Raw genomic sequence first — 20,468 nt, forward strand, 5'->3', positions numbered from 1 at the left:
TAATACAAATAGTTTATACTTAATAGCGCCTAATAAACAGCTCCTGCAATTATTTATCGGCAGTAAAACATCACTTTTTCAAATGCTTTGGCAATGTTATCATCGTCTCGGTTTTTATTTTATTGAGCTATTGTGATTACATTTCCGCTTTCTATATCTGCCAATTGGCAATGTGCTTCTTTGGTAAATAACTTATCTGCGTTAGAGCAAGAGTGGCTATTTGAGCTACATTCATTAACCGCTAAATTAAAAAGTAATGCACAAAGTTTTAGTGTAAAAGTGCTTAATGAGCAAACTTTTACCCTAAGCGATGCACAGCAACAACTACTTGGCTCAAATACAAATAAAGCACTTAATCGCGAGGTGCTTTTATTGTGTGACAATACACCCATGGTGTATGCCCAAAGTTGGCTGCCCAGTACACAAACGCAAACAACACTACATAATATGGGCGCACGCCCTTTAGGTGATGTTATTTTTCAGCACCCTGAACTTACCCGAAGTAATATTGAGATAGGGCGCTTTGACTCAGAGCATGCGCTGCAGTCACTTGTTAAAGAGTTGAATTTAACTACGCACCCTTTATTAGGTCGTCGTAGTGTGTTTTCTATTAATGATTATCACTTTTTAGTGTGCGAAGTATTTTTACCCGGAGCCTATTTGTACTCATGAAATTAGCCCCTTTGCAATTACAGCATAGCCCTTTTTATATTCAGCTCATGCGCATTGACAAACCTATCGGTACATTACTATTACTGTGGCCTACTTATTGGGCTCTATGGCTTGCAAACGCTGGTATGCCAAGCCTAGTTAACTTTATTGTATTTACCTTAGGCGTAATTGTTATGCGCAGTGCTGGCTGCGTTATTAACGATTTTGCAGATAGAAAAATAGACGGCTCAGTTAAGCGTACAGCAGGGCGGCCTTTGGCCACCGGACAAGTAAGTGCAGGTGAAGCACTGAGTTTATTTATATTACTGATAGCCATTGCTTTTGTATTGGTGTTACTACTTAGCATCAACACTATTTTATTGTCATTTGGGGCGTTGGCACTGGCATTTTGCTACCCGTTTATGAAACGCTATACACATCTTCCGCAGGTAGTCTTAGGCGCTGCATTTGGTTGGGCGATACCTATGGCATATATGGCATCAATAGACTCATTACCGCTGCAGGCGTGGCTGTTATTTGTTGCAAATATTTGTTGGACGGTAGCGTACGACACTATGTATGCCATGGTCGACAGAGATGACGATTTAAAAATAGGGGTTAAATCTACTGCTATTTTATTTGGTAAATACGACCGCCATATTATATTTTTATTAAACGCTAATTTTATAGCGTTGTTGGCGCTTATTGGCTTAATTAACCAGCTAGGCTTGGCGTTTGTTGCAGGTTTATGTACTGCCGCTGGGTTACTTATTTATCAGCAAGTGCTTATTCATAAACGTGCGCGTGATGCATGTTTTAAAGCGTTTTTAAATAATCACTATGTTGGATTAGCTATTTTTGTTGGCTTGTTCTTGTCATTTGTATTTGCGCGTTAATTTCATCTCAACGCTATTAATTTAACCTCAGCATAGCCACTAGTTGTTGTGGCTATGTTGGTTTTATCGTGGTGGGTCAATTACTCCACTTATTGAGGCGTTTTTTCTAAACCACCCAGCAATAGAGTAGCGCTCATTAATGGCAGGTAATACTTCGTGCGCAAAACGCTCGCTTTCAAACATAACGAGTGTCCCCGCGGTGGGTTTGATTATTATCTCTACTTGCTTACTTTTTGGCTTGTAAATAACAAGCTCGCCGCCTTGCTCGGGCGTATTTAAATAAAGGATTGTTGTAAATACGCGGTTAGATCGCCCTTTAAATGCATCAAAATGCTTTTTATAAAAGTCGCCTTGGGTGTATTTAGCGTAGTGGCACTCATAATCAAATAAGCCCATAAAAAACTGTCGATTAAGTGTGGTTTTTATACTTTCCATTATTGCTTGATAAGTTAGCTGTGCTTGTGAGCTGCCATCAAACCAATAGGTTTTATCTTTACGAATGGTTTTATCTATTTGTAAGTCATTTAAACGGCCAATACCTGCAGCGCTAAAATGCGGGTTAATACGGTGGCAATCGGTGATTAAACTCTCTACTAGCTCGCTAATAAGTGCGTTAGGTATAACAACATAACCATGGGTTTCTATTGCATCTAAATAAACATCAGAACTAAAAAGTGTGTTCATTTATGTCTGTTGATTAAAAAAGGTGCGACAGTGTAGCCTAAAAAAATTTAATAGCTAGTGGTTTGTGCTCTGCTATTTAAGCAAATAAAAACCTAACGCGTAAGCATAAAAACTAAAAGGGCTTTTTAGGTTAAGCTGCTGTGCTGCAGGTTTTGGTAACAAGAAGAGTAAATCAGTAAGGGCTATCTAAATTGGTTGCCCTTAAAAGGTTTAAGGGCAATACGGTATGCTATTTTTATCTTGGCTTAAGTAATAGTCGTAGATGCTTTTTTGATAAGAGATAATAAATGGTCAATGTGTTCGCTAACTGCTGCTTGTTGGCTTGTTTGTATAACAAGTTGTTCGTGACTTAAGTCTTTATTTGTTTTTAGCTGTACAAGCTCTGTGTGCTCTGCAAGAGTGCTCGCGTGTTCAATACTTGCAATAGCAAAGTGATCTGATTTAACCAACCCTGACATTACTTGCTCAATGCTGCCTACCTTAATGCTAGCCGATTTGTTGAGCATGTCGATGGCTTCGTTAAGCATGCTTTGTACTTGTTTAGACTGAGAAAAACAGCCGTACATAGGGTAGCTATCTAAATCGTGTTTGCTGATATCGCTTTTATTTGCTAACGGATGATGTTTAGAAACAAACAATACCAGTTGGTCTGGCAGGTGTATGTCGCTGCCGATGCTGTTAATTGCCTGCGAATAAACACTGATATCAATCTCGCCCTCTTGCAGTTTGCGTGCAAGTTCGTGCTGCTCTTGCAATTGCATTTCTATTTTAACATGGGGGTATTGTGCTAAAAATTGCCCGCATGAGATAGGTACTACACTGCTGGCTTTGTTGGTATAGCCAATGACTAACTTTTCGTCAGTATTGCCGTTAACCGATTGAGAAATTCGTTTTTTTGTATGCTCAAGTTCGGCAAGGGTGTTTTTGGCGTAATCAAGAAATAGCTCGCCTTCGGGTGTTAACTTTACTGAACGTGTTGAGCGTTTCACCAGTTCGTACCCCATTTCGTCTTCTAGGGTTTGAATGCTGCGCGTTAGCGCTGATGTACTAATTTGAGTTTGTTCGGCTGCTTGTCTGAAGTGGCGTAACACACCAAGCGCTACAAATTGTTCTAACTGTTCAAATCTCACTTTATAGTCCCTTTTTATAAGTAAGTCGCGTGTGCCGCGAACATCAATAATATTAGATTCGAGCTTTCAAAAAGCGAAGCCTAATATGTAACTGTGTTTGCAAATTTATGACATATTTGCCTCAGCATATCCCTCTTTTAGTATTATTTAAAGAGAAGACGCATTTAAAAGTATTACCAATTAGGCTTATTTATAGTGATTTATTACTCTATTTAAAACTAAGCTATGTTAGCAAGTAAGACTAAATACAATGACTTAGGTGCTTTGATGCTTTTAAAAGTAATACTTTAGACATAATTTAGCATTAATTAATAAAAAAGTATGCCAGAAAAAAGGCTATAGGAAAATCCTACGTAGTGATTTGTAATGAAGTGAGGCATAAACGCTTATAGTTTTAGATTATGCCATCGCTTTATTATTGTTTAAGATTTTAGAAAAATAAGCCGCTAAGGCTTATTACTTTTGTTAGTAAAGTTTTTAGTAATGCGGTTACTTAGGGGTTTGTCTTCAATACTTTGTAGCTCTATTTCTATGGCGTCGCACGAAATATGAATTTCAAATAACGATGTTAATAACGAAAGGCTTAAGCACGCTAAGCTCACCCCAAACAAAATAATGCCTGTGGTATTAAATTCTATAAATAAGGCAAACATTGATAGCGTACACAATAAAAAAGACGCCACACCATACACTTGCATGGTACGTATTAGCTTAATGCGCTTTCTTAAGTTTGTTATTTGAGCCACAACAACGGGGCGAATAGATTCACCTTCTCGTGAATTTAATTCTCGGATTAATTGCGCTAGTACTAAAAAGCGGTTTGTGTAAGCAAGCAGCAACAGTGAGATTGCTGGAAAAAGTAAACCTGGGGTAGTAAGTGTCATTGTTTTATCCTAAAAAGTTACCTGCTATACACTTTAGTAGAGTATCGTAGGATATTGTAAACACAAAATAATTGAGGTGATAATTGCAAAATATTAATACTCATAGTACTCAGCAAGCTTTTCAGTGGGTAACGCTCTACAAAGCAGATAACACATTAGAGGCAAATATAATCAAAGGGCTGTTATTAAGCGCGGGAATTGAGTGCCAAATTCAAGGTGAAATGCTTCAAGGCGCCTTAGGCGAAATCCCCTTTGAACAAACCCAAGTAAGTGTGCAGGTTTATTCGATAAAAGAGCGCCACGCGCGCGAAATATTGGTAAACTACCAACAAGTAAAACAATCCGCTCCAGATTGGGTATGCCCTAACTGTAATGAGCATAATGGATCAACATTTGATTTTTGTTGGTCATGTGAGACGTTAAGAAATGACAAAAGCGAATAACTTTCAGCGTATTAGAGAGCTAAACTACTTACAAAAAGCGGTGTTAGCAAGTGCTTTAATTGAGCGTATGTTACCTAATTATGGTTTATTTAGTGAAGCCACCGGTTTTGGTGATGAAGCCTTATTACGCAGTGCGTTAAATGTTTGCTGGGAAAAAATATTACTACCAAAAAGTAAAATAGATCTCGAAAAACAAGTAGAAAAAATTGAGCCAAATGTACCTGAACTTGCCGACTTTGATATGTTTGGCACTTACCCCGCAATAGACGCTGCAACCTCGCTTTTGAGCCTAATGCACGGCTTGATGGGGCAAGACGAGCAAGAATTTATAAGTGTTAGTAAAATATCGCAAGCAACGGTGGCGCGTTTTATTGAATACCAAATGACGGTTGAAGGTGAAGTGGCTGACAATAAAGCCGTACGAGAACACCCATTAATGCAATACGAAATTGAAGTTTTGAGTGAGCTAATCGACTTTGTAGAAAATATGGGCCGCGTGACTTCTGAAAACGTTAAGGCACTTAAAAAGCAGGCCGTTGCAGATGGACAAACCAATATTGGTTTGGCGTTATAGTTGTAATTAATTAACTGTGGTTAATTGCTCTCTAGCAATTTTTAGCGTTTATTACGTTGAACTTAGTAAAAACCTTAGCTAGAGAATGATAAAATTAAATAGTTTTAAATATGTGTGTAAATCTCTTAACCACAGTGCAGGTTAAGCAGTAAATAAAGGCAGGAGAAGTAAAGTGCGAATTTTAGGCATTGAGTCATCGTGTGATGAAACCGGTATTGCAATTTACGATGATGAAAAAGGCTTATTGGCTCACCAGTTATACAGCCAAGTAAAAGTACATGCAGATTATGGCGGTGTTGTACCTGAGCTTGCATCGCGCGATCATGTTCGTAAAACCCTGCCACTTATTGACGCTGCGTTTGCTCAAGCCGGTTGTGGCCCTGAAGATTTAGATGGCATTGCATACACCGCAGGCCCTGGTTTAGTAGGGGCGTTATTGGTAGGTACCTCTATTGGCCGCTCTTTAGCCTATGGTTGGGATATTCCAGCTGTTGCCGTGCATCATATGGAAGGGCATTTACTTGCACCTATGCTTGAAGAAAACGTGCCTGAGTTTCCCTTTATTGCTTTGCTCGTGTCGGGCGGCCATACCATGATGGTAAAAGTAGCCGGTATAGGCCAGTACGAAGTATTGGGTGAATCTGTTGATGATGCCGCAGGTGAAGCATTTGATAAAACAGCTAAACTGCTAGGGCTTGATTACCCAGGCGGCCCTCGACTAGCTAAAATGGCTGAGCAAGGTGTTGCAAAACGGTTTGTTTTTCCACGCCCTATGACGGATAAGCCAGGCCTTGATTTTAGCTTTAGTGGCTTAAAAACAGCAGCTTCTATAGCGATTCGCGAAAATGATGATGACGCACAAACCAAAGCAGATATCGCCCATGCGTTTCAAACAGCAGTGATTGATACATTGGTTATTAAGTGTAAGCGTGCTCTAAAACAAACTGGAATAAAACGTTTAGTGATTGCCGGCGGAGTAAGTGCAAATACACAGCTGCGCTTACAGCTTGAGCGTGTTATGCAAGGTATGAAAGGACAGGTTTACTACCCACGTACTGAGTTTTGTACTGATAATGGCGCAATGATTGCCTATGCTGGTATGCAGCGCTTAAAAGCAGGCCAGTTTGCCACACTCGACATGAAAACCAAACCGCGTTGGCCAATAGACAGCTTAGAAGCGATTTAGCATCAATAATTATTGATTTTTTTCATTAGTGGGTGCTTTTTTAGCGCCCACTTTTGGTTCTTCACCTTTAAAAAGGCGAATAATATTGGTGCGATGACGAAATATAATTAGCACGGTAATAAAGGTTACCGGTAGGGTGTAAAGCGGTTTAATCAACCACGTATACAGTGGAGCAAGCGAAACCGTGACCAAAGCGCCTAATGAAGAAAAGCGCGTAATAGCAACCACAATAATCCAGGTACTTATTAACAGCCCCGCCAACGATAAACCAATCGGCAATAAAGAGCCAAACGCAGTGGCTACCGCCTTTCCGCCTTTAAAGCTAAAAAATAGTGGGTACATATGCCCTAAGCACGCGGCAACGGCGACCAAACCAAGTGCTAAAGGCGTTAGGTCTAAAAAATACGCCCCCCATACGGGGATGGTGCCTTTTAAAATATCAAACACTAATACTAAGCACGCAGGAAAGGCTCCACCTAAACGATACACATTTGTGGCACCTGGGTTATTTGAACCGCTGCTGCGAGGGTCTGGCAGTTTGAATAGCCGAGACACTAATATAGCCGATGAAATCGACCCTAATAAGTAGGCTAAAACAAACAGTAAAATGGCTAACACAAAGTCCCTTATTTTTTAATTGCTATACCCATCGATAGCACTTTTACGCTATTATTGGCGGCACAATTTATCGTGAAAATTATTAACTGCTGTATTTTGCAGTTAATCTAGCTATTTGGCTATTGTAGAAGTAATTTTTACATATTTAAACACTGCTTAAAGCATATACAGTATTAATTTTATCAATGCATTGTATGCTTAGAGAGTGTTTATAGTTATTTGGAGTATCAATGGATAAGGTTTTTATATCTCAACTACACGTCGACACAATTATTGGAGTGTACGACTTTGAAAAAGAAAGTAAACAAAGCCTTTATTTTGATATTGAAATGCTCAGCGATATAAAGCCTGCAGCAGCAAATGATGACATTAATTTAGCACTGGATTATGCAAAAGTAAGCGAGCGAGTGATTGAGCACACTACGGCTAAGCCGGTTGAGTTACTTGAAACCTTAGTAGAGCAACTAGCAACTATTATATTAACCGAATTTAATACACCACAAGTAACAATTAGAGTGAGCAAACCGGCCGCTGTAGCGCAAGCAAACACCGTAGGTGTAGAAATAACACGCACAAAGGCTATGAGCTAAATGGCGCAAATTTATATCAGCTTAGGCTCAAATATAAATAAAGCGCATTATATTCGCTGTGCGCTTGATGCACTTGAGCAACACTTTACAGATATTGTGCATTCATCTGTTTTTGAAAGCGAAGCAGTAGGGTTTAAAGGTAATAACTTTTATAACTCGGTGGTGGCTGCTACCACATCAATGCCGCTTGAGCGTGTTTGTAAGTTATTAAAACAAATAGAGCGAGATAACGGGCGTAAAGCGGATGATAAAAAATTTAGCCCCCGTACATTAGATTTAGATCTGCTCTTTTACGATGACGTTATTTGCGACTCGCCTGCACAATTACCTCGCGATGAAATTACCAAAAACGCTTTTGTACTTCAGCCTCTTTGTGAAGTCGCCCCCAATTTTTATCACCCCGTTGCTAAGCAAACTATTGCTGCGCTATGGAGTGCGTATAACAACCCTCAACAAAAACTATGGAAGGTGGAGTTTTCTAACCCATGAGTATTTTAGAAATAATTATTTTAGCCCTGATACAAGGATTTACTGAGTTTTTACCTATTTCGAGCTCAGCTCACTTAATTTTACCTTCGCAAATTTTGGGGTGGGAAGACCAAGGCCTTGCTTTTGATGTGGCTGTGCATGTTGGTACGTTAATAGCGGTTGTTATTTATTTTCGTAAAGAAGTGGCTGATATTCTTAGCGCCTGGTTTAAATCGTTTGGCGCCCAAGGCACCACCGACGACAGTAAACTTGGCTGGTGGATTATATTGGGCACTGTACCTGCTGCGTTATTAGGCTTATTGCTAAAAGACGTTGTTGAGCTGTACCTGCGCAGTGCGTGGGTTATAGCAGCTACGACTATTATTTTTGGTTTATTACTTTGGTACGCCGATGCCAAAGGTAAGCAAATGAAAACAATTTATCAGCTTAACTGGAAAACAGCGCTGCTTATTGGCTTTGCTCAAGCGGTGGCTATGATCCCAGGTACCTCTCGCTCTGGCATTACCATGACAGCGGGTTTATTGCTGGGCATGAACAAACAAAGCGCAGCGCGTTTTTCGTTTTTACTCGCTATACCTATTATTTCTATGATGGGTCTTTACTACACGATAGAGCTGGCTTTAGGCGATCATGTGGTTGATTGGAGCACATTAATTTTAGGTGTAGTCCTTTCGTTTTTATCGGCGTACGCCTGTATTTTCATGTTTTTAAAAGTGATAGAACGAATGGGCATGCTGCCGTTTGTAATTTACAGACTTTTACTTGGTGTAGGCTTAATTGTATTTTTAACGCTGTAATTTAGCTTATTACCAGCAAGCCCTCTTACTTAGGTAAGAGGGCTTTTTTATTTTATTAACGCTGTTTTAGCATCAGTGAATTGACGAGACGCGCATAGTCACGAAGCCTAAAATTTGGCATTATAGCGCCATTAAACTTCACAGACGTGCGAAGTACGAAAGGATTTAAAAAGTTATGCATATTCATATATTAGGCATTTGCGGCACCTTTATGGGCGGTATAGCGGCTATTGCTCAATCGCTTGGCCATAAAGTGACTGGCTCTGATCAAAATGTTTACCCGCCGATGAGCACTCAACTTGAGCAGCTGGGCATTGAGCTAACCCAAGGTTACGACGTAAAACAGTTAGAGCCAAAGCCAGATATGGTGGTTATTGGTAATGCCATGAGCCGAGGTAACCCCTGTGTAGAATATGTGTTAGATAAAGGCTTGCCGTATACATCAGGGCCAGAGTGGCTTAAACATAACCTATTGCAAAATGCTTGGGTGCTTGCGGTGGCAGGCACACATGGCAAAACTACCACAGCAAGCATGCTGGCGTGGATTTTAGAGTATGCAGGTTTAAAACCTGGGTTTTTAATTGGTGGTATAGTTCAAAACTTTGGTGTGTCAGCCAAAGTGGGCGAAACCCCGTTTTTTGTAATAGAAGCAGATGAATACGATACCGCTTTTTTTGATAAGCGCAGCAAGTTTGTGCATTACTTACCACGTACGCTCATTTTAAATAACCTTGAGTTTGACCACGCCGATATTTTTGACGATTTAAACGCAATAAAAAAACAATTTCATCACTTAATGCGTACATTACCTCATACTGGCAAGGTAATTTGGCCAAAAGACGATGTCGCACTTGATGATGTTATTAAGCAAGGGCTCTGGAGCGAAAGTGAAACCCTAAATGGTGATTGGCATTATGACTTGCTAAGCGCTGATGGTAGCCAATTTAATGTGCTTTTAAACAATGAACTTCAAGGCACAGTTAATTGGCAGGCAATAGGCGAGCATAATGTTAAAAATGCCATTATGGCTATCGCGGCAGCGCGCCATGTAGGTATAGCCGTTGAGCATAGCATTGCAGCGCTTGAAGAGTTTATTAGCCCTAAACGGCGTATGGAGCTTAAAGCCGACATAAATAACATTAAAGTGTACGACGATTTTGCGCACCACCCAACAGCCATTAAAACCACGCTTGCGGGGTTACGTGCAAAAGTGGGTGATGAAAAAATTATTGCTATTTTAGAGCCTCGCTCAAACACCATGAAGATGGGTGTACACCAACATACGCTACTTGCTTCGTTAAGTGATGCCGATGACGTGCTGTTATTTGAGCCCGACAACCTAAATTGGTCTCTTAAAGCGCAAGCCGATAATGCCGGTATGCGGTGTTTTAATAGTACGCAAATGATTATTGACACTGTGCTTGAAAATATCATGCCAAATCAGCACATATTAATTATGAGCAATGGCGGTTTTAATGGCTTACATCAACACTTAGTTGATGGTTTAGCTAAAAAATACAGCGGAGAATAATGTGCAGTTTAAAGATAAAATTACATTGGCGTTTAGTGGTGCTTCAGGCGCGCCTTACGGTTTAAGATTGCTTGAAGTATTACTCGCGCAGCAATTTCAAGTGTATGTACTTATATCAAGTGCTGCGCGCGTGGTGCTTGATACAGAGTCAAACATTAAACTCTCAGCTAATGAAGATAAAGCAACCGAGCAGTTAAGTGCTTTATTTAATGCCAAGCCAGAGCAGTTAAAAGTATTTGGTAAAGATAACTGGTTTAGCCCTGTAGCTTCAGGCTCTGCGGCGCCTAAAAAAATGGTAGTATGCCCGTGCAGTGCAGGGTCTGTGTCTGCTATTGCACTCGGTGCATCAGATAACCTACTCGAGCGTGCAGCCGATGTGGTTATTAAAGAGCGAGGGCAATTAATTTTAGTGCCACGCGAAACTCCCTTTAGCGAAATTCATCTTGAGAACATGTTAAAGCTTGCGCGTTTAGGGGTCACTATTATGCCCGCTGCGCCTGGTTTTTATCACAAGCCACAACGTATTGAAGACTTAGTTGATTTTATGGTGGCGCGAATTTTAGATCATTTAAACATTGAACATAACCTAACTAAACGTTGGGGTTATGGTGAGGGTAAATAATGAATAAGCAAAATGTTGCTTTAAATATAAAAGGCCTGACCAAGGTTTATAAAAACGGTGTAGAGGCCGTGAAAGGTGTTGATTTACAAGTTTTTGAAGGCGACTTTTTTGCCTTACTTGGCCCAAATGGTGCCGGTAAGTCGACCACTATTGGTGTTATTTCGTCCTTGGTAAATAAATCACAAGGTAAGGTGGAAGTGTTTGGTCACAACATCGATACCGACCTTGAAGCTGCTAAAGCGCATTTAGGCCTTGTGCCACAAGAGTTTAACTTTAGTCAGTTTGAAACGCTTGGCCAAATATTGGTAAATCAAGCAGGCTACTACGGTGTTACCCGCGCAGAAGCGCATAAGCGTGCCGATAAATATTTAACTCAGCTTGGCTTATTAGAAAAAAAAGACAAGCAAGCACGTACGCTTTCTGGGGGTATGAAACGCCGTTTAATGATTGCCCGCGCATTAATGCATGAGCCAAAGCTACTAATATTAGATGAACCCACTGCAGGGGTTGATATAGAGCTGCGCCGCTCAATGTGGGACTTTTTACGCCAAATTAATGAGCAAGGCGTAACGATAATTTTAACCACGCATTACCTTGAAGAAGCCGAGCTGTTATGTAAAAACATCGCCATTATTGATACTGGCCGTATTGTTGAAAACACCACTATAAAAGCGTTACTAGCTAAGCTTGATAAAGAAACCTTTGTGCTCGATTTAAAACAGCCAGCACAGCCAGTTACCCTTGAGGGGTACTCGTTTAGCATGCCTGATGAGCACACCATAGAAGTTGAAGTGGCTAAATCTCAAGGCTTAAATGCAGTTTTCAGTGCGCTAACCGAGCAAGGCAACACTGTTTTGAGTATGCGTAATAAAGCAAACAGATTAGAAGAGTTATTTGTAGGATTACTAGAGCAAGGGCGGGGCGAATAAATGTTTAAATATGGCGTAGCCTTAAAGAGTTTATGGATTAAAGAGTGTATTCGTTTTTTACGTATTTGGGTGCAAACCTTAGTGCCGCCGGCGATTACGATGAGTTTATACTTTGTTATTTTTGGTAATTTAATTGGCTCACGTATTGGTGAAATGGGTGGTTTTAGCTACATGGAATTTATTGTTCCGGGGCTAATAATGATGTCGGTTATTACCAACTCATATTCTAATGTTGCTTCTAGTTTTTATTCAACCAAGTTTCAAAAAAGTATTGAAGAGCTATTGGTTGCGCCTGTGCCTAATTACATAATTGTACTTGGTTATATGGGCGGCGGTATGACCCGCGGCATGATGGTGGGCTTTATTGTTACCTGTGTATCGCTATTGTTTGTGGATATTCAAATACACAATATATTTGTAATTATGGCGACGGTAATTTTAACCTCAGCGGTGTTTGCACTAGGTGGTTTAATTAACGCTATTTACGCCAATAGTTTTGACGATATTAGTATTATCCCAACCTTTATTTTAACGCCACTAACATACTTAGGTGGCGTATTTTATTCAATTACGCTACTGCCAGAGTTTTGGCAAAATGTATCGCAGATAAACCCAATTATTTATATGGTTAATGCGTTTCGTTATGGCTTTTTAGGCGTGTCGGATGTTGATTTAAGTGTCGCGCTTGGCGTTATATTAGTATTTATTACGGTGCTATTTACTTTAGCGCTAACGTTAATTAAAAAAGGTGTGGGGCTTAGACATTAATGAGCGATGCAAATTCACGCAGTATTGTATCTAATCAGGCGGGTATACACGAAAAGCTTGATGAAATCGTTAACAAGCATTTAAACGCAGAGTTTAAAAAGCCTATTGCTGAACACACTCAACAAGCGTTCGATGAAGTCAATGAGCAGGTTCAAGCTTTTAATGGACCGCTTATTATAGACTCATGTTGTGGAGTAGGGGAGAGCTCGGCTAATTTAGCTAAGCGCCACCCAGATGCATTAATTATTGGTATTGATAAATCGTCACACCGCTTAGATAAGCACGATGTTGAATATAAACAAACAGACAGCGGCCAGTACATTTTGGTACAAGCTGACTTAAACGACTTTTGGCGTTTAGCTGTGGCTGCTAATTGGCAGCCTACTCATCATTATTTGCTTTATCCTAACCCATGGCCTAAATCTAAGCATATCCAGCGTAGGTGGCACGGCGCGGCTATTTTTCCGTTTATTGTTAAGCTAGGCGGTCGCTTAGAGGTGCGCAGCAACTGGGATATTTATGTAAAAGAGTTTGCCAGAGCGCTTGAGCTATCGGGACACCCTTGTGAGGTGACGCTGTATGAATCAAACGAAGCAATTACTCCGTTTGAGCGTAAATACTGGGCCAGCGGCCAACAAAGCCATCGTTTAGTGATAGATCTTTAAACGGCCACTTCCTCTTGGCTTGATGAGTTAACATGTGGCGCTGGGTAAGCAAAGTAATTGCCTTGCATCAGCGCCACATCTACATTTTTAAGCGCATTTTCAATACTTATATTTTCTACCGACTCTGCCATGAGCGTTAAACTAAGTTGCTTTGCAGCATGAACTGTATGCTCAATAAATAAGGCTATATTTTCATCACTTACTGCTTGTTTTACTAATGCGCCGTCGAGTTTTATACCGTTTACTTCAAGCTTTAGCGCATTCGAAATATTTGAATAACCACTACCAAAACCAGTAATAATGACATTCACCCCTTTGGTTTTTACCATAGAAATAAACGTTTTAACCTCTAAAAAATTAGTAATAGCGTGTGACTCTAAAAGGCCAAGCGTTATGTTTTCTGGGTGCGGGTAGCGCTTAAGCTCGCTAGCAATGTATTCACTCAAACTAGGGTCGAGTATATCTTTATCGCTGATATTTAAGCTCCAGCATATATCTGTTTTTCTAAACCGCTCTATACATTGGCTAAATAGCGTGCGCGTTAGTAGTCCGCCCATTCTTGAGCGGCTCACTACATTTAAAAATGAGTCGGGTTTTAAAATTTCGCCATTTTTAGTCACCATTCTGGCTAAGCATTCGTAATGTACAACTTCATTATTGGTGGTGTTAAACATAGCTTGAAAATAAGGCACTATGCGGTTGTTATCAAATGCTTCTTGAACCTCTTTGGCAAGGCTTACATTGTATTGATACTGGTTTTTTACATCGCTCATTACTTTTGAGTAGCTAACAACCTTACCGCGGCCGTGTTTAGCCTGAAGCGTTGCAATGTGCGCGTTTTCAATCAGTAGTGATTTATTACCACTGGCGATACCTGCGCAGTAAGTTATATAAATAAATGGGTTTGTTAATACCGGGCTGTTTGCATTATACGACTCAACTAAATCGCTCAGTTCGCTGCTTTTAAAGCTTTTAGGGGTAAGAACGGCAATTTTATTAGTAGCAAGGCGATACACCTTACAGCTTTGCGGGCTGCGACTTTGATAATGACTGAGCAAGCTTTTCATTACGTTGTCGCCAACTTGAGTGCCATAAAAGCTATTAATATCTTCAATTTCGTTCACCCAAATAATGGCAAGTTGCATGTGGTGTGAATTACTCTTTTTGATAAAGTACTCAAGCGCAATATGATTGGCAAAGCCCGTACTGGCATCTGTTGCTAGGGTACGCTTTAACAAATATATATAAATAGCTGCAACCAGTACCGCAATAAAAAAGAAAAAACACGCCGTTATTATGGCTTTAGTGACACTGTATTGAAGCTTTTTATTTAAATCATCTAAGGTTATGTCGGCACCCGTAATGTAGGTGGTACCATATTTATCTACAAAGGGAATAAAAACAGTTTTAAAATCACCCCATTGGTCGCTAGATTGCTCAAAAACAGGCTCGGTAGAATAAAACGCGCCCCTGTTAATGTCTGTGGCCTCTGGGTATAAATCAAGAAATTGCGTAACACGTGCGTTTTCTTGATCGTCTTTGGTGTAGCTGGAAGAGGTAAAGTAAACTTTGTTATCGCGCATGATCATCGAATAGACGTAAGCTATATCAAGCGCTTGTGCAAGCTCTGAGAGTTGTTTGCTTTTAGTTTGGTAAACCGAAAAACCAATATCGTAGCCTTGGCTAATTCTATCGTGGTAACTTTGCCCCAAAATATGTTTTACGCTGGTGGCGGCATTTAGAAGGCGCTCATCGACAGCGTGCATTATTTCGCTACGCGCTGAGCTATAGGTGTAATAAACATAGACTAATAAACTGACCAAAAACAATGTAAAGCCAGCTATAAACCACTTCCCTTTTAATTTCCCTGTGAGCATACTTGTCCCTTATTGTTACACATATTAAGTATACGCATAAATGCAATTTGCCCAAAACTAAAATGTGACTTTTTAATAAAATCCTATTATTGAAATTTTTTTACAATATTTGTCATCCGTTTAGTCGCTTTTATGGCTTAAAGGGAGACATTTTACTTATATTGCAGTAAAGTTAGCGCAATTTTTAAAAGAAGCACGCTGCTTATAATAGCGCCATAGTTTGGCATTTTTAACTGTTAAACGCGTGTTTTAGCTACACACACACTAGGTATAAAGATGGATCAAAAGCGTTGTGCCGTCGCCTCTAAAGAAAGCCTTAAGCGTATATTTACTGTACCTGAAGCGCCAGACTCAACTTTAAGCAAAATTGAGCTTGAAATTTCGAGTAATTTAGCAGGGTTTTTAAACGAAAATATAGCGGCAATTGAAAAACCATTACACGAAATTGAAAAAGATTTTCAGGCTGCGGTGATCCCAGAAAACCCAACGTTTGTATCTGCTTACGCCCAAGATATTATGGAGCAGCTAGTTGCCCATTCAGTACACACGGCTGCGCCTAGCTTTATTGGGCATATGACATCGGCTCTTCCGCATTTTTTACTACCGCTTTCAAAATTGATGGTGGGGCTTAATCAAAACCTAGTAAAAATAGAAACCTCAAAAGCATTTACGCCCCTAGAGCGCCAAGTGCTTGGCATGATGCATCATTTAGCTTACTCGCAAGATGAGTCGTTTTATTCTAAATGGATGCACAGTGCTAAAACATCACTCGGTGCTTTTTGCTCTGGTGGTACAGTTGCAAACATAACGGCACTGTGGATTGCGCGTAACCGCTTATTAAAACCCGACGGCAGCTTTAAAGGCATTGCCGCTCAAGGGCTCGTTGCCGGTATGCTGCATTATGGCTACAAAGGGCTGGCCGTTTTAGTGTCGGAGCGAGGGCATTATTCTTTAGGTAAATCAATTGATTTACTAGGCATCGGCCGTGAAAATTTAATTGGTGTAAAAACCTGCGAAAATAACAAGGTTGATGTGAATGCCATGCGCGAAAAAGCCTTAGAGCTTGAATCGCAAGGCATAAAAGTTATGGCAATTGTTGGGGTTGCTGGCACAACCGAGACCGGTAATATCGACCCTCTTGATGATATGGCCGATTTAGCACAGCAAATAAACTGCCATTTTCACGTTGATGCAGCGTGGGGTGGGGCAACGCTTTTATCGCAAACGCATCGCCCATTATTAAAAGGAATTGAGCGCGCAGATTCAATTACCATTGATGCACACAAACAAATGTATGTGCCAATGGGCGCAGGCTTGGTGTTATTTAAAGACCCAACTGCTACGGATGCAATAGAGCACCATGCAGAGTACATATTACGTAAAGGTTCAAAAGATTTAGGAAGCCATACACTCGAAGGCAGCCGCCCGGGTATGGCTATGTTAGTACATGCTTGCTTACGCGTTATTGGCCGCAAAGGCTACGAAATGCTTATTGATCGTAGTATCAAAAAAGCACATTACTTTGCTGATTTAATTAAAGCGGATGAAGACTTTGAGCTGATTTCAGAGCCTGAGCTGTGTTTGCTTACATACCGCTATGTGCCTAAACAAATTAAACAAGCCATAGCCCAAGCAGATGCCGCAACACGGTTAGAAATTTTCGCGTCGCTCAATCGCTTTACTGCCAGTATGCAAAAACGCCAACGTGAATCAGGGCGCTCGTTTGTATCGCGTACTCGCTTAACCCCTTCAAAGTACGATAATCAGCCGACGGTGGTATTTAGAGTGGTATTGGCTAATCCGCTCACATCGGGTGTTATATTAAAAGAGATTTTAGCTGAGCAAAAAGAGCTTGCTAAAACAGACCCTGTATTTAAAAAGTACTTAAGTAAGTATATGCAGTAACGCCTAGGTATAAACTAAAACAAAGGCGCCAATGGGCGCCTTTGTTATTTTTGCTGTGAGTTTTAATACAGTCTTCTTTTTAAGCGTTAAAGCAGTTTGCCCTAATAATGTCAGTTATAATTTTTTGCGATGGGTTTATTTTCTCCATTGCTAAAAATTCATCAGGTTGGTGGGCTTGATTAATTGAGCCTGGCCCCATGACTATTGTTTCACAGCCAAGTTGCTGAATAAACGGAGCTTCTGTGCAATAATTTACTGCAACGGCTTTTTCTCCTGCAATTTTTTCTGCCATTTTAACGAGTGCGCTATCAGTGCTGCCACTAAAAGCTGGAATGGGCTCGTGTAAATCAATTACGCTCACTGCGTTTGGGTATTGCGCGTTTATATCGCTGGTGGCATCAATAAGTAAAGCTTGTAAGTCTTTAATGCTTAACCCTGGGAGCGGGCGCATGTCTATGTGCATTTCGCAGCAGCCACAAATTCGATTTGCGTTGTCGCCACCATGAATATTACCTAAATTTAAGGTAGGGTAAGGTATTTCAAAATGTTCAACTGAATATTTATTCTTTAACTGCTCTTTTAAGATCAGCAACTTTGTAATCACTTTATGCATGACTTCGATGGCGTTAAGACCACGTTCGGGATCGGAACTATGACCTGAACGGCCAATCACTCTTATAGCCGTGCTCATATGTCCTTTGTGAGTAAATACAGGAGTCATATCAGTAGGTTCACCAATAATACAACGCGCAGGTTTTAAATTAGGGTGCTTACAAATCTGCTGCGCTCCCGCCATGGTGGTTTCTTCATCGGCAGTGGCGAGTATTAAAATAGGTTGTGTTTGCTGTTTTATATCAAGCTCACTAATAGCTTGTAATACAAAAGCAAAAAAGCCTTTCATATCAATACTACCTAACCCATATAAGTTATTATTATGTTCAGTGAGTTTAAATGGGTCGTGGTTCCAGCGGCTATCGTCAAACGGTACGGTGTCTGTATGGCCGGCAAGCATTAAGCCGCCATCGCCTACTCCCCGCTTTGCAAGTAGGTTGTATCGGCCTTTCCCACCTTCTAACTCTATAATTTCGCAAGTAAAACCTAAACTTTCGCACCAACGTGCTAGCAACTCTATTACCCCTTTATTACTCATACAAAGTTCATCTTCTATTGCACTAATAGAGGGGGCTGCAATGAGTTGTTGGTACATAGAGAGAAATGACGGCAAAGACATAAAAAAATCCAAAATAATTATTCAATTTAATTGCATAACAATATAAAAGTATTTATGATGAATATCAATTCACTTTTTAAGCATAAATATATTAAGTATAGCCATGAAGATAATGCGACGATAATCAACAATTCATTGAGAAAAGTATTAGCTAGCATCTAAGCTAGTGTAAGCGAACACCACACCTATTTAGTAGTAAATTTATAAACGAGTAAAAAATGAATGTAGCGATTATTGGCGCAAGCGGTTATAGCGGCGCAGAATTAGCAAGCTTAGTTGCTAAGCACCCTAATTTAACGTTATCGGGCTGTTATGTCTCTGAGGGAAGTTTAGATAAACATAAATTATTAAGTGATTTATACCCAGAACATAGAAACCTTCTTGATATTCCTCTACTACCACTGAGCGAATCAGCGTTTGATGACATAAATTCGAGTGCCGATTACATCTGCTTATGTACTGATCACAAAGTAAGTGTTGATTTAGCCCCGCAGTTTTTAGCTATGGGTAAAAAAGTATTCGACCTATCAGGTGGTTACCGCCTTACTAGCAACGACGACTATGTTACTTACTATGGTTTTAAGCACCAACATCCTGAGTTATTAAACGAAGCAGCCTACGGGTTAGCAGAGTGGAATAGCAGTGCAATTGCCAATGCAAATCTTGTGGCAGTAGCCGGCTGTTACCCAACCGCTGCGCTTAATGCGTTAAAGCCGTTGCAACAGGCAGGCTTGTTGAGTGATGAAAAAGTGATTATTAATGCTGTTTCAGGTGTTACTGGCGCAGGGCGTAAAGCCAGCGTAGGTACTCACTTTTGTGAAGTATCGCTTGCCCCGTATGGTTTATTTAACCATCGTCATGGGCCTGAAATTGAACAACACCTTGGCCACAAGGTGTTATTTACACCGCACTTAGGTAACTTTCCGCGTGGAATTTTAGAAACTATTTATGTACAGCTTAAGCCAGGCGTTTCCAAGGAAAACGTATCTGATGCTTATCAAGTACTTAATAACGAGCCGTTGATTCGTTTGTTAGCTGATAAAGTGCCATCTATTAAAAGCGTGGTAAAACAACCCTATGTTGATATTGGTTGGCAGCAGCAAGGCTCTCAACTGATTGTTATGGCAGCGATAGATAATCTATTAAAAGGCGCTGCGGGCCAAGCCTTGCAATGTATTAACTTATCAATGAATTTAGATCACACCACTGGCTTAAAAGGAGCCTTTTAATGAGCACTAAAACGTGGGTAATTAAATTAGGTGGTGCTGTACTTAATACTGAAAACGCGGCAAAAGCTTTGTTTAATGTATTAAACGCTGATCAAAATAATCAGTTTGTTATTGTTCATGGTGGTGGCTCGTTAGTTGACACTTGGCTAAAACAAGCAGGCTTTGCTAGTGCAAAGCACCAAGGACTGCGTATTAGCCCAAGTGAGCAAATGCCTTACATAGTGGGGGCGCTGGCTGGCTGTGCAAATAAGCAGCTGGTAAGCCAAGCTATTAATGCAGGCCATAAACCTGTTGGCCTTTGTTTGTATGAAGCCGGAGTTATGGCGTCTCAAAAGCTAAAAGCGCTTGGGCAAGTAGGTAAGTGCGAAAGTAATGATGATTCAATTGTTAACGATTTACTTAAGCTTGGTCGGTTACCTATCGTGAGCTCCATTGGGTTTGATGAGCAAGGTAAATGGTACAATGTTAACGCTGATGAAGCTGCCGCAGCGATTGCTAGCAACTTAAATGCAGAACTTATTTTTATGACAGATGTAGAAGCGGTACTTGATGCAAACAAGCAGCCGTTACATCAACTTGACACAAAACACATTGATACTTTAATTGATGAAGGGGTAATTTTGGGCGGAATGGAGGTCAAAGTTAAGACCAGCCTGCACGCTGCCCAACATTTACGACGCGGTGTGTATATTTCCAGCTGGCAAAAGCCAGACAATTTAACTGCTTTGCTACAGGGCGAGCATGTCGGAACAAAAATTACACCATAGGG

The 20,468-nt window shown here is 40.4% G+C and carries 22 protein-coding genes; 16 read left to right on the forward strand and 6 right to left on the reverse strand.

Going from position 1 to position 20,468, the window contains the following annotated elements; all coding sequences use genetic code 11:
• The first annotated feature begins 132 nt into the window (after nt 1-132).
• Complete coding sequence (locus tag PSH48_RS00135) at nt 133-672, forward strand: chorismate--pyruvate lyase family protein (protein ID WP_096740040.1); 540 nt, start codon at nt 133-135, stop codon at nt 670-672.
• Nucleotides 669-1,547: a 4-hydroxybenzoate octaprenyltransferase gene (gene ubiA / locus PSH48_RS00140; RefSeq protein WP_096740039.1), complete on the forward strand. Its 879-nt coding sequence runs from the start codon at nt 669-671 to the stop codon at nt 1,545-1,547. The genes PSH48_RS00135 and ubiA overlap by 4 nt, the downstream gene beginning before the upstream one ends.
• 63 nt (nt 1,548-1,610) lie before the next feature.
• Here ubiA and PSH48_RS00145 read toward each other — a convergent pair whose 3' ends face one another.
• From PSH48_RS00145 to PSH48_RS00155, 3 genes are all read right to left on the reverse strand, one after another.
• Entirely contained in the window at nt 1,611-2,231 is a 621-nt protein-coding gene (locus PSH48_RS00145) for a 2OG-Fe(II) oxygenase (RefSeq protein ID WP_096740038.1), read from the reverse strand.
• 245 nt (nt 2,232-2,476) lie between these two features.
• The gene (locus tag PSH48_RS00150) at nt 2,477-3,361 is read right to left on the reverse strand and encodes a LysR family transcriptional regulator (protein ID WP_096042148.1); all 885 of its coding nucleotides are present in this window, start codon (nt 3,359-3,361) and stop codon (nt 2,477-2,479) included.
• 446 nt (nt 3,362-3,807) lie between these two features.
• Nucleotides 3,808-4,245, reverse strand: a complete 438-nt coding sequence (locus PSH48_RS00155) for a DUF2721 domain-containing protein (protein WP_096740037.1) — start codon at nt 4,243-4,245, stop codon at nt 3,808-3,810.
• A gap of 83 nt (nt 4,246-4,328) precedes the next feature.
• On the opposite strand from PSH48_RS00155, the gene PSH48_RS00160 reads away from it, so the two are divergent.
• The 3 genes from PSH48_RS00160 to tsaD all read left to right on the forward strand — a co-directional run bounded on the left by PSH48_RS00160 (nt 4,329) and on the right by tsaD (nt 6,448).
• A complete protein-coding gene (locus tag PSH48_RS00160) occupies nt 4,329-4,688 on the forward strand; it encodes a putative signal transducing protein (RefSeq protein ID WP_024034351.1) in 360 nt (119 codons plus the stop codon).
• Nucleotides 4,672-5,262, forward strand: coding sequence for a YjaG family protein (locus PSH48_RS00165; protein WP_004588549.1), 591 nt, complete (start codon nt 4,672-4,674; stop codon nt 5,260-5,262). The genes PSH48_RS00160 and PSH48_RS00165 overlap by 17 nt, the downstream gene beginning before the upstream one ends.
• Nucleotides 5,263-5,434: 172 nt before the next feature.
• Nucleotides 5,435-6,448, forward strand: coding sequence for a tRNA (adenosine(37)-N6)-threonylcarbamoyltransferase complex transferase subunit TsaD (gene tsaD, locus PSH48_RS00170; RefSeq protein ID WP_054983164.1), 1,014 nt, complete (start codon nt 5,435-5,437; stop codon nt 6,446-6,448).
• 9 nt (nt 6,449-6,457) lie between these two features.
• On the opposite strand, the gene plsY is transcribed toward tsaD, so the two are convergent.
• On the reverse strand, nt 6,458-7,066 hold the full coding sequence (plsY, locus tag PSH48_RS00175) for a glycerol-3-phosphate 1-O-acyltransferase PlsY (RefSeq protein WP_024034349.1): 609 nt from the start codon (nt 7,064-7,066) through the stop codon (nt 6,458-6,460).
• A gap of 230 nt (nt 7,067-7,296) precedes the next feature.
• Here plsY and folB point away from each other — a divergent pair, with 230 nt between their 5' ends.
• The 8 genes from folB (at nt 7,297) to trmB (ending at nt 13,457) form a co-directional block, all read left to right on the forward strand.
• Nucleotides 7,297-7,656, forward strand: a complete 360-nt coding sequence (folB, locus tag PSH48_RS00180) for a dihydroneopterin aldolase (RefSeq protein ID WP_004588546.1) — start codon at nt 7,297-7,299, stop codon at nt 7,654-7,656.
• Nucleotides 7,657-8,145 (forward strand): 2-amino-4-hydroxy-6-hydroxymethyldihydropteridine diphosphokinase, encoded by a 489-nt coding sequence (folK, locus tag PSH48_RS00185; protein ID WP_055252923.1) that lies wholly within the window; start codon nt 7,657-7,659, stop codon nt 8,143-8,145.
• Complete coding sequence (locus tag PSH48_RS00190) at nt 8,142-8,942, forward strand: undecaprenyl-diphosphate phosphatase (RefSeq protein ID WP_004588544.1); 801 nt, start codon at nt 8,142-8,144, stop codon at nt 8,940-8,942. The genes folK and PSH48_RS00190 overlap by 4 nt, the downstream gene beginning before the upstream one ends.
• A 175-nt stretch (nt 8,943-9,117) precedes the next feature.
• Complete coding sequence (mpl, locus tag PSH48_RS00195; RefSeq protein WP_273610675.1) at nt 9,118-10,473, forward strand: UDP-N-acetylmuramate:L-alanyl-gamma-D-glutamyl-meso-diaminopimelate ligase; 1,356 nt, start codon at nt 9,118-9,120, stop codon at nt 10,471-10,473.
• A 1-nt stretch (nt 10,474) separates the two neighbouring features.
• Nucleotides 10,475-11,095, forward strand: a complete 621-nt coding sequence (locus PSH48_RS00200) for a flavin prenyltransferase UbiX (RefSeq protein ID WP_004588542.1) — start codon at nt 10,475-10,477, stop codon at nt 11,093-11,095.
• Nucleotides 11,095-12,024, forward strand: a complete 930-nt coding sequence (locus tag PSH48_RS00205) for an ABC transporter ATP-binding protein (RefSeq protein ID WP_273610676.1) — start codon at nt 11,095-11,097, stop codon at nt 12,022-12,024. The genes PSH48_RS00200 and PSH48_RS00205 overlap by 1 nt, the downstream gene beginning before the upstream one ends.
• Nucleotides 12,025-12,792, forward strand: a complete 768-nt coding sequence (locus PSH48_RS00210; RefSeq protein WP_004588540.1) for an ABC transporter permease — start codon at nt 12,025-12,027, stop codon at nt 12,790-12,792.
• Entirely contained in the window at nt 12,792-13,457 is a 666-nt protein-coding gene (gene trmB, locus PSH48_RS00215) for a tRNA (guanine(46)-N(7))-methyltransferase TrmB (protein ID WP_055252926.1), read from the forward strand. Before PSH48_RS00210 ends, trmB begins: the two co-directional genes overlap by 1 nt.
• Here the strand turns inward: trmB and PSH48_RS00220 are convergent.
• Nucleotides 13,454-15,334: a bifunctional diguanylate cyclase/phosphodiesterase gene (locus PSH48_RS00220; RefSeq protein WP_273610677.1), complete on the reverse strand. Its 1,881-nt coding sequence runs from the start codon at nt 15,332-15,334 to the stop codon at nt 13,454-13,456. The genes trmB and PSH48_RS00220 overlap by 4 nt on opposite strands.
• Nucleotides 15,335-15,610: 276 nt before the next feature.
• Between PSH48_RS00220 and panP the strand changes: the two genes are divergently transcribed.
• Nucleotides 15,611-17,239: a pyridoxal-dependent aspartate 1-decarboxylase PanP gene (gene panP / locus PSH48_RS00225; protein WP_004588537.1), complete on the forward strand. Its 1,629-nt coding sequence runs from the start codon at nt 15,611-15,613 to the stop codon at nt 17,237-17,239.
• Nucleotides 17,240-17,318: 79 nt separating this feature from the next.
• On the opposite strand, the gene argE is transcribed toward panP, so the two are convergent.
• Entirely contained in the window at nt 17,319-18,470 is a 1,152-nt protein-coding gene (argE, locus tag PSH48_RS00230) for an acetylornithine deacetylase (protein WP_273610678.1), read from the reverse strand.
• Between the two features lie 218 nt (nt 18,471-18,688).
• On the opposite strand from argE, the gene argC reads away from it, so the two are divergent.
• Both argC and argB read left to right on the forward strand, forming a co-directional pair.
• Nucleotides 18,689-19,699 (forward strand): N-acetyl-gamma-glutamyl-phosphate reductase, encoded by a 1,011-nt coding sequence (gene argC, locus PSH48_RS00235; RefSeq protein WP_273610679.1) that lies wholly within the window; start codon nt 18,689-18,691, stop codon nt 19,697-19,699.
• On the forward strand, nt 19,699-20,466 hold the full coding sequence (argB, locus tag PSH48_RS00240) for an acetylglutamate kinase (protein WP_273610680.1): 768 nt from the start codon (nt 19,699-19,701) through the stop codon (nt 20,464-20,466). Before argC ends, argB begins: the two co-directional genes overlap by 1 nt.
• Nucleotides 20,467-20,468: the final 2 nt, after the last annotated feature.

It is taken from the genome of Pseudoalteromonas sp. Angola-4, assembly GCF_028599265.1.
Lineage (GTDB): Bacteria > Pseudomonadota > Gammaproteobacteria > Enterobacterales > Alteromonadaceae > Pseudoalteromonas > Pseudoalteromonas atlantica.